The sequence below is a fragment of the Commensalibacter communis genome (assembly GCF_947179015.1).
GTDB classification, from domain to species: domain Bacteria; phylum Pseudomonadota; class Alphaproteobacteria; order Acetobacterales; family Acetobacteraceae; genus Commensalibacter; species Commensalibacter communis.
Map to the genome: position 1 here is coordinate 1 of NZ_CAMXCM010000014.1, position 18,224 is coordinate 18,224.

Genomic DNA, 18,224 nt, shown 5'->3' on the forward strand with positions numbered 1-18,224 from the left:
TAGACTTTGTTTTATCTTTTTTTTTCAATTGGTTACTTTTATATAGGTATAGAACTTGGGGGTAATAGGTATAGAACTTGGGGGTAATAGGTATAGAACTTGGGGGTAATAGGTATAGAACTTGGGGGTAATATTCACATAGTAAAATTTAGAGAATTTAATCTTTATTTTTTTATAAGTATAGATTAATAGGATAACCTATACTTATAATATGAGGATTATTATGAAGGATTTAATTGTTTATAAAGCAAATGTTTTAATTGAAGCCAGCTATAAACTTACCCTTCAAGAACAACGTATTTTGCTGATATGTATTGCTAAGCTTAACCCCCAAGAAATAAAAATAAACAAAATTTTTCAAATTACATCACAAGAATTTCTCAATGCTTTTCCGAATATGGGCGAAAAACATGCTGAGGAAAGATTGCAAGAAGCTATTGATAAATTAGCGGAAAGATGGATACATATCTCTACAAAGGAAGAAAAAAGAAAAATCAGATGGATACAAGAAGAAGCCAAGTACTTTGATAAGAAAGGTAAAGTAGAAATAGTTTTTTCTGATTCAATTATGCCTTATTTAACTCAATTAAAGGGTCAATTTACCAGTATCATTATTAGAAATATTGCATCCTTAAAAAGTAACTACAGTATCAGAATATATGAAATTTTAATGCAATTTAAATTAATTGGGTCAAGAACCATTACAATTCAAAAATTACGTTCCATGTTAGAAGTAGAAGATAAGTATGCTACTTTTAAAGCATTAAATCAGTGGATTATAAAACCTTCTTTAAAAGAATTAAACGATAAAAGTAACTTAATCATAACACTTAAAACTATTAAAGAAGGGCGTAATGTAAAAGCTTTAAAGTTCAATTTCAAGGAAAAGGTATAACACTATAATAATAGCAAGTTATTATACTATAAAATAATTATCTTTTAACTTTCAGTTAGTTTATAAATTAAGGGAATTTTACCAACCGTTGTAATATGAAATAAGGGAGAATCTAAATCTACATATGATATTCTACAATGACAATTATTGTTAATGAAACATTTTTTATCATTGTTGGGTACAGATTCAAGAAAACCACTCAATATGGCTTTAGCAATTTCATCTTTCTTGTCTCTACAAGCAGAAATGTAAAATTCAGCATCTGTTGTCGCGATAATTAAATGTACATCATTCTTGTTTTCATTAATTTGAAATTGATACATATCGGCTTGTCTATATAGATCTATAATATTAGCATTCTTTAAATTTCGAACAATAATAGGCAATGCGTGGGGAATATAAAATTTAATATTTGCAATTATAATAAAATCGTCACTTCGCCCGACATATTCAAATTGCATAGAATTTAATGTGTTTGTTTTTAGATTTGCCCTTCTAATAACACGATCTCCTAATTTATATCTTAAAATTGGAGCTTCATTTGCGAATAATCTTGTAATTACTAAATCACCTTCTTCCCCTTCTTTTACCCAACGACCATTATCATCCACAATTTCAATTAAATGAAGCCCAGGAACTGCTGTTAAAATATTACTATTTTCGTCTAGTTGAAGACCGATTGTTTCAGCTTGTGTAGCTGCAAAAAAACTTAATATCAATAAATTAGGATAGAGCTGTTTTAAATCTTCTTTAACTTTTCGAGGCAATAATCCACTTCCATATAAAGCCAACCTCAACTCTTGCTTTTGCTGTATTGTCAAAGATTGAGCATAAGGTACCAATGAAGTGATATCACTAACGATCCCCATAAAAGCTTTTTGACCAGGATTATTCATAATTCGTTGATAGGTATCACAAGACATAGCACCAATTCCTAAATAATTTGTATTAGGAATTTCCTGTAATAACCCACCTACCATGGTACCGCTACTCCATAATTGACTATCAGCCAAAGTGGTTCCAATCCAACAAGCTTGTTTTAAATCCATATAGCGCGATACAATATGTTTGCCTATAAAATCCCCCGCTCTTTTATAGGTATCAAGTAATTCTTTTCTTGAATAAACGATTTCAGAGGCTCGACCAGAGGTGGTGCCACCACTGCTAGCGATTTGAAACCCACCTTTTTCAATAGGAACAACCATACCAACTCGTTGATCAGTAAATAAATCGGTAAACACCTCTTTATCTGTTATCGGAATAGACATAAATGTTTCATATGTTGTTACTTTATCGTAACCAATGCGATTGTTAATACGCTCTTTCCACACAGGATTAATTCGACAAATTTCTACCAGTTGTGTTAAACGACGTAAAACGAGTGATTCTTGTAAAGAAATATCAACAGAGTCAAAATCTTTACCTGTTAACTCTTGCAAAGAATGAATAGACGATAAAAATGTTGGTAACTTTAAAACATCTTCAATATTTTTAGGGGACATTAAATGGTCAGGAATAGTAGTTTTTAATAGATTATTAATAGAATTTATAGTCATCATTAGCTCTTATTCGAAATTTATTTTACTATTGAAATGTTTTTTGTTGTCTTACGAATAGCAGAAATTAAATCCATTACGTCACTTATTGTAATTTCGTGGTTCATCATGACAAGTCGAAGTGCTGTTACATTATCTAAATCAACTTTTGAAATAAAATGTTGTCCACCCTCACGTAGAGCATCCCTAATATTCAGTTGTAATCGATTCAACTGTTGATCGGGAACGCCTGCTGGCGTGTATCGAAAGCATAGGATATTTGACTCTGGAACATGTAATACTTCAAAATCATTCAACGATCGAATATAATGGTAGGCTTGGACGGTCAGCTCTACCAGATAATTTAATTTTTCTTCAAATAATTCTCTGCCATATAATGCCCATACTACCCATAGATTTAAAATAGATGGTCGTTTAGTGCATTCAAAATTTTTCGTTCCGCTTTCAAAGCAACTTATCTCATCCTCTTCAGCAACATAACTTGCATGAGATGGAAAAGATAAATGTGCGTAATCAGCATTTTTGTAAAAAAGCAAAGTGCAGGCCGCTGGTACAAACAATGTTTTATGTGCATCTAGACAAAAAGAATCTGCATATGATAAATCTTTTACTTTTCCCCTCAACTGATCTGATACTAAAAAAGCGCCATCATGTGCGGCGTCAACATGGAACCATGCATTATATTGATGAGCTAACTCAGACAGTTCTTTCAAAGGGTCAATAGCACCAACACTCGTTGAGCCTGCAGAAGCCACGATACAAAAAACACGTAGCCCTCTTTTTTGTGCGTTTTCAAGTTCTATTTTAGCTTCTTTTATACAAATCTGTCGTTGTTCATTAACTGGCAATAAGATAACATTTTCTTGACCTATTCCTAAGATCCCAGCAATACGACTAACAGAAAAATGGGCATCATTACCAATTGCAATAGCTGGCTTATAACCATTTTGTGCTAAATTACCGTGTTGTAATATATCAGGAAATTTAAGGTTTCGTGCAGCTGTTACCGCCGTAAGGTTAGCAAGGCTGGCCCCTGAAGTGGAAATCATATCAAAATTTTCGTTTTCCCATCCAAGGAAATGACTAAATTCTTCAGCCATAATCTTGTCAACAACGTTTGGCAAAGGCCCGCATTCATAAAAGGAAGCTGGCTGAGGACACATAGAGGAAATCGTATCATACATTGCTGCAACAGGAACTACGGATGAAAATTGTCGAGCCATATACCCCGTTGAATTAACCCTAATACCCGTACTTATATGCAAGTCTATAATGCTACTAAACCGCTCTAATACAGTTTTGTGTTTAAAGTCATGATTTACTAATTGTTTAACAATATTAAGCAAATTAGATGGTTGTATTAAGTCGATACCTTTTTTACTCTTATCTTCTAATAAATAAGTAACCTTCTGATTAATTTGCTTTAAATAATCAGAAATCATTAAAGGATCAAATGCATTATATAAAACAGAATGATTTAAAGAATTTGATAATTGATTTTCTCGTAGATTAAAAAGTACATTTTTCATTTTGCTACCATAAATTAGTTTCGTTACACCAACCTTAGGTAGCTTTTACAGATTTTTACATAGAATAAAATGACAAATAACAGTCAAAAAAAGAAAATATAATAATTTTTCGATTATACATTCTTTAACCAATCGTTACAATATTTTATTTTATTAATGACTAAAAAACAAATTAATTATGTCTGAAATACAATTATATTTGTCACTTTTACCACTCTTAAATCCTATCAATAATTTATAATATAATTTTGTTGCAAATTAAAAAGGACATCTAAGATGAAAAACTCTGTATTAATGATTATTGATTTACAGAATGACTATTTTCCAAATGGGAAATTCCCACTACCAAATATCGAAAGTGTTTCTGAACAAAGTAAAAAAATTTTAGAAACTGCTAGAGAAAATTCATTACCGGTAATTCATATCAAACATGAATGGCATTCACCAGAAGCTCCCTTTTTCGCACATGCTTCTGAGGGATCTGAAATTAATGAAATCGTAAAACCGCTTGATAATGAACATATTGTTGTGAAAAATTATCCTAATTCTTTTAAAGAAACGAATGTAAAAAGCATCTTGGATCAGCATCAATGTAAAAATATTATTGTCATTGGTGCAATGGCTCAAATGTGTGTTGATGCAACGGTTCGTGCTGGAAGTGACCTTGGATATGATATTACCGTTATTCATGATGCTATTGCGGCTCAAAATTCACAATTTGATAACATGAATATATCCGCCAAAGAAGTTCATGCAGTCTTTATGAATGCATTATCTTTAGGTTATGCGACAGTTATTGATACCAAAGAAATCATTTCTCAATTACAAAAATAATATTTCTCTGGATTACTCTTATTATGTATTCACGTCAATTAAATACTATAGAGACAGGCATGGCTAATGCTCATGCTGGTTTTATGGGTTCATCACAAGTTGTTACCTTGGTTCACATTGATCAAAAAATTAATGAAACTGAATGTAAGCAAATTTTTACGCAATATTGCCTTAATCATCCAATTCTCTTATCGAAATTAATTGTTAATGAGAATAAATGGTATGTCAAGCGTAATAACGATTGCCACAATCCTTGTTTTGAGACATTCAGGATGCATTCTCATTTACCCGATTTTGATATTATTTTAAAAAAAGAAGTAAATGATATCTTAGACTATTCAAATCATTTAACTCGTTTACGGATCATCTATTTACAAAAAAATGTTGGGTGTTTGCTAATCTTAACACAACATCATGCAATAACGGATACATATTCAGCAAAAAAAACTTTGTCACATATTCTAAATTTTATTAATCTGGCTAAAACACAATCCTCTATTGATCATTTACCTTTATGGCATCCTTGTATTTCATCTCATCATTTTCAGCCTGACGTAGAGCAGCATTTCTCCAACTCCTCCGATATCTTACCTTTGCATAATGCCCTATATAAAATAAATAATCCAACCCCTTTGGCAGCAACAAATTTACAAAGTTGGATTTTAAATCGTAATGAACTAAAAGTGCTTGATCATTATGCCAAGAAGATCAAAGTTTCTTTAAATTCATTACTTACAGCAATTATGTCACTTGCTGTGATGGAGCATTTACGTATTCATCATATAAATACTTATAGCGCTGTTTCTTTACGAAAATTAAACAGAAAACTAACAGAGATTGGATGCATATTAGATATTGCAGATATTAATATTAAGGCATCTGATATTCCAACAGCTGCGCAGTTTTTTGAACAAGAAATGCATAATATTAAAAGCACCACTTTACAAGACACTGAAAAACAAAGCTTTGTTCCTGCAAATAGTCAACCCCAACATATAAATCGCCAAAATGCCATTAATGGATGTGAAGGATTAGGGTTCACCAATGGTGGCAAAACAAACAGTTTATTAACACAACCTGGTATTCATATTTTAGCTTATCGGTCAATCGCGAACAGAACCTCAGGAAGCCTACTTTTTACTTTTCATTTTTCTTTTCATTTAGAAACATTGATTATTACTGCCGTTTTTTCTGAACTAATTCTTAGTAAAGAACAAAGTAAACTATTTGTTGAAAATGCAAACCGGATTCTTCATTCAATTGTTATGTCTCACACTTCTCTTATAGCTTAATAAATAAATATCATTAAGTTGTAATACCATATTTTTTACGATATTCTCTTGGGGTGATATGGGTTATTTTTGTAAAATTCTTACGAAAAGAGCTGGTATCAGCATATCCAATCTCCCAAGAGACTTGTTCAATAGATACATTAGTTGTCGCAAGAATGGTACGGGCACGCTCTATTCTAAAATGTTGTAAATAGGTTTTCGGGGTCAAATTTATTGCTTTTTTAAAACGTCTTAAGAAAGTTCTTTCCTCTAATCCTGATTGATTAACTAAATCCTTTACAGTAACTTTGCGTAAATTTGTATTTAACAGCCAACGTTGTGCTTTGACGATTTCTTGATCGCCATGATTATACTTAGGTATAAAATTGATATATGGGCTTTGTAATTTTCTTGGAGGATCAATTAACATAAATTGTGTTGTTTTTAACATAATATTACGATCTAAAAATCGTTCAACAACTCTTAACCCTAAATCAATCCACGCCATCATTCCTCCTGCGGTAATCACATCATTATTATCAATTAAAATTTGATCCTCTTTAAGAATAACTTTAGGAAAAGCTCTTTTAAAAATTTCGGCGTACGCCCAATGTGTTGTTGCTTCTCTATCATCAAGTAAATTTGTTTTTGCTAAGATAAATGTTCCAGCACAAATAGAGGCTAAAATACAACCTTGGAGATGATAATAACGTAAAAACTTAACAAGCTGCTGATGATTACACTTATTGGGAGATTTGTTTAAACTAGGAGGCAAAATAATAATATTTGGAGATTGTTTGTAAATATCATTAATATTATCTTCTAATATAATTTCGACCTTTATTTTTTGTTGTGAATTACAAGCATACTCTGCCATAGAAAATAAGTCACAAAGACCGTAAACAGCAGATTTTTGAGCTGATTCATATGCAATGATCCATATAACAACCATAATTGAGTGTTTTTACTCCAATATTATTAACCAACAATTCAATATTAAAAATCGAACATTAATTTTAATCTTGTTGCCATTCTTTTCTATGATAAAAATTTATAAATATTTTATATAATAAAAAATTTTCATAAAATGCTTGCCGTCATTCATTTCATACTGTTAAAAATAATAAATGGATATGGGGTCATTCTTTAGCTTTGAAAAATATGAAATTCAATAGGCAATGAGCTGCAAAGGATCAATCATTATCATTTATAATATCCTATTTAAATGAAATTCAAAAATTTTTAAGAATATAAGAAAAGTCATCTATGATTTCAGTAAATTTAACTACAACCTCATCAAGATTAGGTCTTTGTAGTGCAACGATATGGTCATTGATTCATCAAACCAAAAAACCAGATAAAATTTTCTTATGGATATCACAAGAAGCATATTTATCAGATGAAGGTATAAAAGTTATACCTCATTGGGTCGATGAGCTGAATAGCATATCGAATATAATAGAAGTTAAATTTGTAGAAAATACTGGCCCATACAGAAAAATATTAAATGCTATTAAAACCTCAAATCATTCTGATATACTTGTTTATGCAGATGATGATGTTATTTATGGTGATATGTGGCTGGAAACATTACTGGACGCCTTTTACAAAAATAGATCTCAATTAGCGATAGCTTCAAGGATTAGGGTAGTTAAAAGAAATATTTTTGGGCAGTTGCAATCATATAGTCGATATAGAATCTGTAAAAAACCTATTCAATTTAGTCGTGATTATATCATTACGGGTGTTGGTGGTTGTGTTTTAACTAAGAACATGGTTAATGAATCATTGCTAAATAATAATGAATACATTTTACTCTCACCTAAGACAGATGATATATGGATCAGTAAAATATTAGAATTATCTGGCACAATAGTGGAGGCGTGCCCTAAAGCTTTAATTTATGTTGATGAAATAGATCATAAAAATAATGCTCTTAATTTATCAAACACATATCAAACCAACCACACAAATTTTATCTTCATATTTATCAATAAACCTGTGCAAATATTTTTATCTTACTTTGGTTTGCAGAGGACAAATAATGATATATCAATAAAAAAAATATCACATTATTTTAAAAATAAATAACTTTTAATTGTTGGATTTATATGAATTTACTCCATAATGTAAAATGGCTTACACTTTCACAAGTAGTTAAAGTAGCTTGCCAATTATTAGGATTGGTTATTTTTGCAAGATATCTAACACCAAAAGATATTGGTGTAATGTCCCTCACTATGATTGTAGTCAGCTTCGTCAATATCTTAAGAGATATGGGGTCTTCAGCAGCAATTATTCAAAAAGAAGAAATTGACGATACGTTAATCAGCTCAGTTTTTATTTTAAATACAATAATGGGTTTTTCTCTAGCAATAATTTTTTATTTTTTATCTTACTATATTTCTCATTTCTTTCAACTTGAACTATTACAATATACTATCAAGTTAATAAGTATCACTTTTATACTGAATAGCATCACATCCGTACATTTGGCTCTTTTAGAAAGAAAATCAAAATTTAGAACGATTGCCCTTACAGAAGTAATATCTTCAATATGTGCATTAACAATGGGAATATATTTTGCAACTCATGATTATGGTGTATATAGTCTTGTTTTTCAAACACTGTCTTTTTCGTTGCTTACTTCTATTTCTTTCTGTTTTTTTTCAGGATGGAAGGTCAAATTTATATTTGACATAGATAAAATTAAATCCATTTTTAAATTTAGTTCGAATTTAGTTTTATTTAATTTTGTAAATTATTTCTCTAGAAATAGTGATGAAATGATTATAGGTAAGTTTTTCACAGCATCAATATTGGGGGAATATTCCTTAGCATATAGAGTAATGCTGTTTCCTGTACAAAATATGAGATCCATACTAACAAGATCTTTATATCCAATTTTAAGCCGACTACAAACGTCATCCAATGAAGCTGTTGAGGTCTATCTTAAATCTATTAAAGCGATTGCAATGATAGTTCCGCCAGTTATGTTATGCTTATCGACAGTCAGTCATGAATTTACACTTTTGGTTTTTGGTTCTCAATGGTTGCTTTTACCCAAATTATTAGTTTGGTTATCAGTTGTAGGTATTTTACAGGCAATCGTCAGTACAACCGGTGCTGTTTTTATGTCAAAAGGAAAAACAGATTTATTATTATATATTTCAATTTTTAATTCAGTTCTTCAAGTCGGTTCATTTATTATTGGAGGCTTCTATAACATCGAAGTACTCGTTAAATTATATTTACTAGCAAATGTAATTATGTTCTTTCCAAATACAATGTTAGCCGTGAGACTATTGGGAGGACGTTTTTCTGATTTTATGTTGTGTATATATAAACCCATGTTATGTGCCGCTTTAATGTTCTTTCTTATCAAATTGATAGGATTATATTTTGTGTATTTTAACATATCATTAATAGAAATTTTTATTATTAAAATTTTACTTAGTTTTGTAACATATACTTCATTGTTGCTCCTAATAAACCCCAATGTGTATTACATAGTTAAAAATAAAATTATGCTTGCTTTAGGTAATTAACCTCCATTAAATAAAATAACGTATCTTGTCCATAAACTATATATCAATGTGACTTTTAGGAAATTTTATATGTTGTATGAGTTACCGAAATTATCTAATATTTAATCATACTTTTATGCTTATAAAATAGTAGATGAATACACATATCCACTTTACTGTAGCTATCAGTTAAATACATGCCAACAACAATTAGATTGAACCCAGAAATAGAGAAACTTAAATGATTTAAATAGGCTAAGGGGCATTTTGTTCTCTTATTATACCTGCTTGTTGTTCAAGCTCTTGCGTCCGTTTTTCGATAAAAATTTGTAATTCAGAAACCATTTTTGTTCCGGTAGCACTACAGGCAGTTTTAAAGCGCGTATGAACACTAAGAGGAATATCAAGACTTAGGCGCTTCGTTATTTCTCTAGAAATTACCTTTTTTGCGTCATGTCCAGACCCACCCTGTTCAAATGCTATGATTTGATCATTTGTCGGCAATTTCGGTTTAGGGGCTAATGAAAAGGTTTTCTTTGACATAAATCAATTCCTAATAAATTACTATTAATTTTTTGTTAAATCTTGGTATTGCTCTATTTCTATTGCTAAACGTTTAATTTCTCTTGCAGCCGCTCCATTAGGCGCCCACTCAAAAATTGTTTTTCCCATAGTTATACTTTCGGCAAAAGCAACACGTTGTTCAATTTCTGTATTTAAAACAGGAATTTGCGCAGATGCTGCCATATCTCTTATATCGCGACCAATAACAGTTTTCCCTATTTTGCGGGAAACCACAAAACCACATTTGAGGGATTGTTTAAAATCTCTAGCTTCCATGATCTGACGAACAGTCAAATCAGAAGCCCAAGTTGAGAGGCCTGATGGTTCAATAGGTAAAACGACAAAGTCAGCTGCTACAATACAAGACCGAGCAATCTCTTCAGCATGAGGTGGACCATCTATTATAGTATACGTATAATCCATAGACATTTTTATAGCATCACGTGCCATATTTGCTCGTGCTAAACTTACCACTTGAAAAGAGGTATTTTCTCGTAAGCCTACCCAAGTTGATGTCGATCCTTGTTTATCCGCGTCAATCAAAAGCACTTTATGCCCTTGCTTAGCAAAATAAGCAGCGACATTAATGGAGAGTGTTGTTTTTCCAACACCACCTTTTTGGTTAATAAAAGAAATAATCATTATAAATTACCACATTAACTTAAATGTTCATACCCACATTTGATGTTTTCAACATTTATATTATTTATTTTTAGAGTATTGAAAAGTAATTATTAAAGTAAAAAATTAATTTAAAACCAATTGTGTCTTTCAAACCATTTACAGCAAAATCCAACAAACACTTTACTAGGTGTCTTGATGCATCTATGCCCCCTACAGACATTCGATGTCGCCATTCTTTCTTAAGAGCATATTACAGAGCGACTAGTTTAGCATCATGATATATTTCTGGATCTAATATAATTAAAATATTCGTGGTTATATTTGAAAATTTTTCAAAATTACGTTTAGCAAAAATAATATTATTCTTAAATAATAAAGTATAATCTGGCATATGAAGAAGTGTTTTATCCCGTTATAGTATTTTATTAACTAAACGTTTTAAATATCTATTTGTTGATCCTGAAGCGCATGCTGTAATTAACATAGTTTTATCTTTAATAAGTTATTAACACTATATCAAAAATTTCCTAAATTTATCAAAATCACGAACCATAAAGAGTTAACTTAGTAAGAATTGAAAAAAATCCGAGAATCGTCATATATAATCCAATAGCTGTTACTTCATAGCTAAAAAACAACTTTAATTACATTTCTGAGAGTAAAAAACATAAAAGTATCCAGTTATTAGAAAATAATTTTCAAAACAATACAAAAAAACTCTGAAACCTTTAACGATTTTAAGTATTCTACGGAAGCTAAAAAGATGATAGAAATAAAAACTATGTATAAACAGCTATTTCAGACATACTTCCGGTGAGAAGGATTAGGGACCTAAAGATAACATATAAGAAAAAGCGAATTATTTATTGAATTATCTTAAAAAAGGGCTGCCTTCTTTTACTGAAGGTAACCTTAGAATCATTCTAAATGCGGGAATGCTTGTTATATAGAACACAAGTTACAAAAATTATTAAATGGTTTGTAAAAAGACTTATTTAATGAGAAGAGCGAAAATATCTAGTATGAAAGTTATATATATTTTTTTCTTTCAATTATTCCCAAAATAACCGAAAGAAAAAATGTCCTATACTTTGGTTTCAAAGTAAAGCTTATAATTCTTGTGCTAGAGGTTGAATAACAATGTCTCTGATCGCCACATGACGTGGACGTGTCAACATAAACAATACGGCTTCTGCAATTTCAGTCGGCTCCATAAGACTTCCAAGTTCTTTTGCTTTTTTCAAATTTTCTTCTGGCCAATCAGCTAATAATGCACTGATAACAGGACCAGGAGAAACAGAGCCAATACGAATGCCATGTTTGCTAATTTGACGGCGCATTGTTTGCACAAAAGAATTTGTTGCCCATTTTGATGCACAATAAACAGGTTCCCAATGTATTGGTAAATGTCCTGCAATAGAGCTTGTTACAATAATATCGCCTGATTTTTGTTTAATCATGTGTGGTAAGACATCACGGATATTTTTCATAACAACAGATACATTAAGATCAATTAAGCGATCAATATCATTAGGATCAGAATCAACTAAATCCCCTCCAATATAACATCCAGCATTTGCATGGAAAATATCAATTTTACCTGTTTTTTCAATAATACTAGGAACCATTTTTGCGCAGCTATCTGGATCGATTAAATTGGTAACGCAAGGTATAATTTTATCTTTATGTTTTGCTTGTATTTTCTCCATCGTTGCAACATCACGATCAACCATGACAACAGTTGTACCATTTGCAACTAGAATTTCTGTAGATGCAAGCCCAATACCAGAAGCAGCACCTGTAACAACTGCAACTTTGTTTTGCAATGAATTAGACAATTTTTTAATCCTTTTTAAAAATAAAACGAAAGAATTCTAATCAAGATGGCATGCTTTGTGATAGGTCTTAAGAACTTTCTGCACGTACCAAATGATAACTTCTTCAGGTTCAAAACTATTTTTAGAGAAATGTTCTGCGCCTGGTAAGTATTGCATCATTAAAGGAGTGGGAATAGTTGCACCTTTAATCTTTGACAGTAATGTTGTTACATATTCATTCGCCTTGGGATCTGCCCAATAATAACGAATACGATCGGATAAAGAATAATGACGCAATAAATAACATTCATGCTCGCTGCCATGATAGTGGCTGTTCCAATAATCAGGTTTAGCAAGCATTAATTGTTCAATATTTTCCTGCAGATAACGATCTGGATAATCTGAAAAAACTTCACTCGCAATATGATCGAGCGCAAATAAACATTCTCTGACTGCAAACGTTAATTCTGGTCCTACTTTTAGAATAGCGTAACCATCTTCAACTAATTGAGATAAATAATGTACCCCTTGGTAATCTGTTGAGTGTGCTTCAAAAACAAGGTTAGATTCTGTATCCAAAGAGTTTGATAATTTTTTTGCCTTTTCCCGATCGTAGTAAATAATATCCCAGTTTCCATATTCTACGCCAGGTTGAACAACTAATCCAAGCAGCCTATGGGTAACCTCCTCCAGTCCTATTGCACATAAAGCATCTTGATGGATTTTTAACGTCTGTGCAGCAGCGTCTGCTTTGGTAGGCTCAAGAGATGTAATCACGTGATCTGCCCCACCTGGAGGAGGAACTTCTGTACCAATAATATAAAGTGGTTTCTTTTTATCACTTTTTGCAGCCGCTTCCTCTGCAGCTTTGATTAAACGTACAGCACGTTGTGAAACAACCTGATCGTCCAATGCTGTTGGTTCCTCTTGACATCCCATCGAGGTATCAATGTGAATTTTACGAAAACCAGCGTCAATATAAGCTACAACCATTTTCTCAGCTTCATCCATTGCTTTATCAGCAGATAAATGCTTCCACGGATTGGGACCAAGATGATCGCCACCAAGAGTAATTAAATCTTCAGGACATTTCTCTTCTTTAGCCAAGGAAAATACTAAGGTTGCAAAATCATGTGGTTTCATCCCTGTGTATCCACCATGATGATTCACTTGATTACAAGTAGCTTCTATCAAAACACTACTTGTATTGTCACGACCAAGCCTTAAAGCCGCCTTTAAGACTAGAGGATGGGCTGAACAAACAGATGTAATTCCCTTTGGGTTACCTTGTGTTCGATATTTTTTTAGTTCTTCAAGAGTGACTTTCATTATATTTTCCTTGAGACATTTTGAATAAATGTTTGAAGCTCGTCTAACGTTGCTGTTCCTTCCATTGGACCAGTAAATTGTACGTTTCTGGCACCTGCTGCATTTGCCAAAGTAAGAGAATCATTCAAAGTCATACCAAGCCGTCTGCAACTGACATATGTTGCACCAAAGCAATCCCCTGCGCCTGTTGGATCAATTTCTTCGATTTCAAATGCTTTTTCAGAGACAATGTCACCATTACGATGATAAGAGGTCGCACCTTCTCTACCTTGTTTTAAAACAACTTCACTTACACCAAGAGAAAAGATATTTTTTATTGCATCTGTTAAACTCGACGTGTTTGTAATCGTTAAGATTTCCTCCCCTGAAGGAAGAAGCAAATCTGTTTGACTTAACAAATAAGCAAGACGTTGCGTGAACACACTATCAGCTGTTAATTCCTTTCTAATATTGGGATCAAAAGAAAGTGTTCCTCCATTTTTCTTGATAACATTAACTGCATACTCAGCCATTTCCCAAGCACCAGGAATAGCTAGTAAAGTGCCCATAATATGCATATGCCCAGCTTTTGAAATTAATGTATCAGTCTCTTTGTTTCGAACAATTTTTCCTGCAGCAGATGCAACAATATTAAAAACAAAATCACGCTCACCATCTTCTCTATATCTTACAAAAGCACTTCCTGTTGGTAAGCTATCATCAATTGAAATAGCGGAAATATCAACGCCATCTTTTTCTAGACGCTTTACATTAATTTGCCCAAAAGCATCATTTCCAACAGTCCCAATAATCCCTGCATTTTTGGTTAATTTTACGCATTGATCGATAAAAATAGCTGGAGCACCACTGGGATAAGGTCCCGTAAAAGTTAATGGCGGGGCAAATCCTTCCCCAACTTCAGTTGCCATGATCTCGACTAGAATTTCACCAATCGTAATGGTGGGTCCTAACGCATTAGGGGCTAAAATATGATGAACAAACATAAACGATACTCCACATAAAATGAGTCAAATTATAAAAATACTTTGCATACTGATAAGCAGGAAAAATAAGTAGTGTTAAATTACGTTAATGACATAAATCTTTGATGTAATATACATGCAGCTCCATATGCTGATCCTAACTCAGGATTCTTATTTAAAATAATTTCTGGAATGGGAAATGGCGTTTCTTGGTATGATTCAATATATATATTGACCCGCACGGCAATCAGGCTATATAACTTCGCCATCGACCCCCCTAAAATAATTTTATTAGGATCAATTACTCTGCAGGCTTGTACTAATGCTAATCCTAAATATTTAGCCCACTCATCTGCCAAACTTACAGCGATAGGTTCACGCTCTTGGACGTATTGAATAAACAGATCAATTGTTACATTAGATTGTCCTGATAATGTATGATAACGAGATAAAAGTTGTTCTAAACTAATAACAGATTCTAATCTTTGATTTTCTTTTTTATGATTTTGAACAGTAAGGTGCCCTATCTCTCCGGCAAGACCATTTCCTCCTCGAAACAGCTTGCCATCAATGACGATACCACCACCAATACCACTTTCCAGCACTAAAAATAGAATAACGCCCGTCGATATATTAGATTGATAAATTGCACCTATCGCAAAAGCATTTGCATCATTTTCAACAGCAACTGATAAATTCATAGGTAATTTGCGCGATGCTATTTTTAAGAAATCCACATCAATCCACTTTAATAATGGTGCATCAAAAATATAACCCTTTTCATTCATATGAGCAGGAATAGAAAAACCAACACCTCCAAGTCTACTCATAATATCTTCGTTATACATGGATGATGCCAGTTCCATTGCTTCACCGATTGCTTTTTCAACACCAATTTGGTGACAAGGCAATTGTTTATGTCTCATATCAACAATAGATGCTGTTAAATCAATTAAGATTATTGTGATATACTCAACGCCAATCTCAATACCCAGAAAATAGACAGCTTGGGGAACCAACTCTAATAAAACACCAGGGCGTCCACGATGGTTACCTTCTGCTATTTGACTGTAATTTTTACTTACCTCTCTGACAAAGCCGGCATGGATTAAATCAGCTATGATGTAACCAGAAGATGAACGGTTTAATCCCATTTTTCTCGCTATTTCTGCGCGACTAGTTGAACCAAATTGATACAACACCTGTAGAGCAACTAATCCATTACTGTGTCTTACATGTTTATGAATATTAGAATATAAATTTAAATCGTTCATTTCATTATTTACTTATATAAAAATTCTTTTTTAACTTCATAACAAAAGCGCAAAATCATTGTCTACTTTTGAAAAGTAGATGTATTTGTAAAAAAAAACAACAAATTAATTATAAATTAATTCACAATATTTTTACTATAAATCCGTCAAATATTACTATTTTTATTTTTATTTAAATATATTATCTCTATGAATTTATAATTTTATACAAAATTGGAATTATTTTGTATAATTTTATACAAAATAAGTTCAGTATCATAATTTATCTTAATAAATATAGGATTGGGGAAAAAATGAAATGGAATGGTAACAAAATTATAATTAAAAATGATCCTAAATAAAAATCAAACAATAATTTACATGTAATCTAATTGAAAAGATTTTTTTTTTAACTTTACCGAACAATAGGTTTTTTATGAAATCACAAAAGTTGCTCTTTGGATTTATGCCATCCTCTTTAGTTTGGGGATATATTGCAATTGCTATCTTTATGGCTGGAGATGGTTTTGAAGCTGCTTTTTTATCCAAATTTATCACAGATATGGGGTTTTCTGAGGCACAATCAGGATTGGTATTTACCATATATGGACTAATGGTTGCAATTTCTGCATGGTGTTCTGGGGTTGTTGCAGAAATCATTACTCCACAAAAAGCAATGTTTATTGGTTTTATTTTGTGGTCAGTAATGCACGTATGCTTTATGATTTTTGGAATTGGAATGGGCAGTTATCCATTGATGGTTATTTGTTATGGCATTCGTGGCTTTGGTTATCCATTATTTTTATACTCTTTTGTTATTCTTATTATTCAAAATGTAGATAAAAGCAAAGTTTCTACTGCAATGGGCTGGTTTTGGGCGGCATATTCAATTGGTTTTGGCGTATTAGGGGGATTTTTACCTGGTTATATTAATCCTATTATTGGAGAGTATAATACCTTATGGATGGCTCTTGGATGGGTTGTTGTAGGTGGATTAATTTCGCTTATTGCTTTGCGTAATGTAAAAACTGACATATCAAAAGAAAAATTGTCTCTTAAGAAAAAAACAGAAGAGTTATCGAGAGCTATTACGATTTTATTTTCTAATAAACATATTTTTATGTCGGCTTTGGTTCGTATTATTAATACAACACCTATTTTCGGATTTGCCGTTGTAATGCCGTGGTTGCTTGTGGGAAAAAATGTGACTGATCATGGATTAGGATTTACTAAAACAGAGTGGCAAAATATTTGGACAGTTTTTATGTTTGTAACAATTTTTACTAATGTGATGTGGGGGATTTTAGGGGATTATATTGGCTGGTTACGTCAGGCACGTTGGTTTGGTTGTATTGGTGGTGCAATTGCATGTTTTTTATTTTATTATATTCCAATAACATTTGGACACAATTATTGGATGGTTATGATCCCAGCAGTGTTATTTGGGTTTACAGTTGCTGCTTTTGTTCCTATGACTGCAGTTTTTGCAGCATTGGAGCCTCATCATCAAGGAGCGGCAATATCAATATATAATTTATCAGCAGGACTAAGTAATTTCGTTGGACCAGGAATAGCAACTATAATGGTACCTTTATTTGGTATTATTGGTGCAATTTGGTGTTATGTTGGACTGTATATATTTGCTGCTATTTTGACTTTATTTATTAAAGTAGATCAACCAAGATAATATTTAAATTGTTATCTTAATAATTTTATTTTATAATATCAACATAAATGTATCATATTTTGTTGTATATAAGCTTTTATGATTTTATTAGTAAAATGCTATTAAGATATATTTTAATAGCTTTGTAAGGTCATTAAAATAAGTTTAAATGAAATATTTCATTTAAAGATTATTAAGAGCAAAATTTTAAATAAAATTTCTAATTTTATTAATTATCCACAGTTATTTACTTTTACAACTTGTTTTATATATTTTTATCTTGTTTTAGACTTTGTTTTATCTTTTTTTTTCAATTGGTTACTTTTATATAGGTATAGAACTTGGGGGTAATAGGTATAGAACTTGGGGGTAATAGGTATAGAACTTGGGGGTAATA

15 protein-coding genes are annotated in these 18,224 nt (G+C 31.8%); 6 read left to right on the top strand and 9 right to left on the bottom strand.

Translation table 11 applies throughout. The features are described from left to right. The first annotated feature begins 223 nt into the window (after window positions 1–223). Complete coding sequence (locus tag PQG54_RS11780) at window positions 224–895, top strand: replication initiation protein (protein WP_271790761.1); 672 nt, start codon at window positions 224–226, stop codon at window positions 893–895. Window positions 896–939: 44 nt separating this feature from the next. On the opposite strand, the gene PQG54_RS11785 is transcribed toward PQG54_RS11780, so the two are convergent. Next, on the bottom strand, window positions 940–2,454 hold the full coding sequence (locus tag PQG54_RS11785) for a phenylacetate--CoA ligase family protein (RefSeq protein WP_271790760.1): 1,515 nt from the start codon (window positions 2,452–2,454) through the stop codon (window positions 940–942). 17 nt (window positions 2,455–2,471) lie between these two features. After that, window positions 2,472–3,980, bottom strand: a complete 1,509-nt coding sequence (locus PQG54_RS11790; RefSeq protein WP_271790759.1) for a pyridoxal phosphate-dependent decarboxylase family protein — start codon at window positions 3,978–3,980, stop codon at window positions 2,472–2,474. 276 nt (window positions 3,981–4,256) lie between these two features. On the opposite strand from PQG54_RS11790, the gene PQG54_RS11795 reads away from it, so the two are divergent. After that, a complete protein-coding gene (locus tag PQG54_RS11795; protein ID WP_271790758.1) occupies window positions 4,257–4,814 on the top strand; it encodes a cysteine hydrolase family protein in 558 nt (185 codons plus the stop codon). A gap of 23 nt (window positions 4,815–4,837) precedes the next feature. Next, a complete protein-coding gene (locus PQG54_RS11800; RefSeq protein WP_271790757.1) occupies window positions 4,838–6,106 on the top strand; it encodes a hypothetical protein in 1,269 nt (422 codons plus the stop codon). A gap of 13 nt (window positions 6,107–6,119) precedes the next feature. Here the strand turns inward: PQG54_RS11800 and PQG54_RS11805 are convergent, their stop codons facing one another. Further along, window positions 6,120–7,037: a GlxA family transcriptional regulator gene (locus tag PQG54_RS11805; RefSeq protein ID WP_271790756.1), complete on the bottom strand. Its 918-nt coding sequence runs from the start codon at window positions 7,035–7,037 to the stop codon at window positions 6,120–6,122. 314 nt (window positions 7,038–7,351) lie between these two features. On the opposite strand from PQG54_RS11805, the gene PQG54_RS11810 reads away from it, so the two are divergent. Continuing rightward, window positions 7,352–8,176: a glycosyltransferase gene (locus PQG54_RS11810; RefSeq protein WP_271790755.1), complete on the top strand. Its 825-nt coding sequence runs from the start codon at window positions 7,352–7,354 to the stop codon at window positions 8,174–8,176. A gap of 20 nt (window positions 8,177–8,196) precedes the next feature. Continuing rightward, window positions 8,197–9,633 carry a lipopolysaccharide biosynthesis protein gene (locus tag PQG54_RS11815; protein ID WP_271790754.1) on the top strand — a complete coding sequence of 479 codons (1,437 nt, stop codon included), beginning with the start codon at window positions 8,197–8,199 and terminating at the stop codon, window positions 9,631–9,633. 234 nt (window positions 9,634–9,867) lie between these two features. Here the strand turns inward: PQG54_RS11815 and PQG54_RS11820 are convergent, their stop codons facing one another. The 6 genes from PQG54_RS11820 to PQG54_RS11845 form a co-directional block, all read right to left on the bottom strand. Beyond that, window positions 9,868–10,155 (bottom strand): hypothetical protein, encoded by a 288-nt coding sequence (locus PQG54_RS11820; RefSeq protein WP_271790753.1) that lies wholly within the window; start codon window positions 10,153–10,155, stop codon window positions 9,868–9,870. 24 nt (window positions 10,156–10,179) lie between these two features. Continuing rightward, on the bottom strand, window positions 10,180–10,818 hold the full coding sequence (gene parA, locus PQG54_RS11825) for a ParA family partition ATPase (RefSeq protein ID WP_271790752.1): 639 nt from the start codon (window positions 10,816–10,818) through the stop codon (window positions 10,180–10,182). 1,091 nt (window positions 10,819–11,909) lie between these two features. Then, window positions 11,910–12,638, bottom strand: a complete 729-nt coding sequence (locus PQG54_RS11830) for an SDR family oxidoreductase (RefSeq protein ID WP_271790751.1) — start codon at window positions 12,636–12,638, stop codon at window positions 11,910–11,912. A gap of 36 nt (window positions 12,639–12,674) precedes the next feature. Continuing rightward, window positions 12,675–13,946: a class II D-tagatose-bisphosphate aldolase, non-catalytic subunit gene (locus PQG54_RS11835; protein ID WP_271790750.1), complete on the bottom strand. Its 1,272-nt coding sequence runs from the start codon at window positions 13,944–13,946 to the stop codon at window positions 12,675–12,677. Beyond that, on the bottom strand, window positions 13,946–14,929 hold the full coding sequence (locus PQG54_RS11840; RefSeq protein ID WP_271790749.1) for a tagatose kinase: 984 nt from the start codon (window positions 14,927–14,929) through the stop codon (window positions 13,946–13,948). Before PQG54_RS11840 ends, PQG54_RS11835 begins: the two co-directional genes overlap by 1 nt. Before the next feature lie 80 nt (window positions 14,930–15,009). Beyond that, complete coding sequence (locus tag PQG54_RS11845; protein ID WP_271790748.1) at window positions 15,010–16,182, bottom strand: ROK family transcriptional regulator; 1,173 nt, start codon at window positions 16,180–16,182, stop codon at window positions 15,010–15,012. Window positions 16,183–16,597: 415 nt separating this feature from the next. Here PQG54_RS11845 and PQG54_RS11850 point away from each other — a divergent pair, with 415 nt between their 5' ends. Continuing rightward, window positions 16,598–17,848 carry an MFS transporter gene (locus PQG54_RS11850; RefSeq protein WP_271790747.1) on the top strand — a complete coding sequence of 417 codons (1,251 nt, stop codon included), beginning with the start codon at window positions 16,598–16,600 and terminating at the stop codon, window positions 17,846–17,848. The last annotated feature ends 376 nt before the right edge of the window (window positions 17,849–18,224 follow it).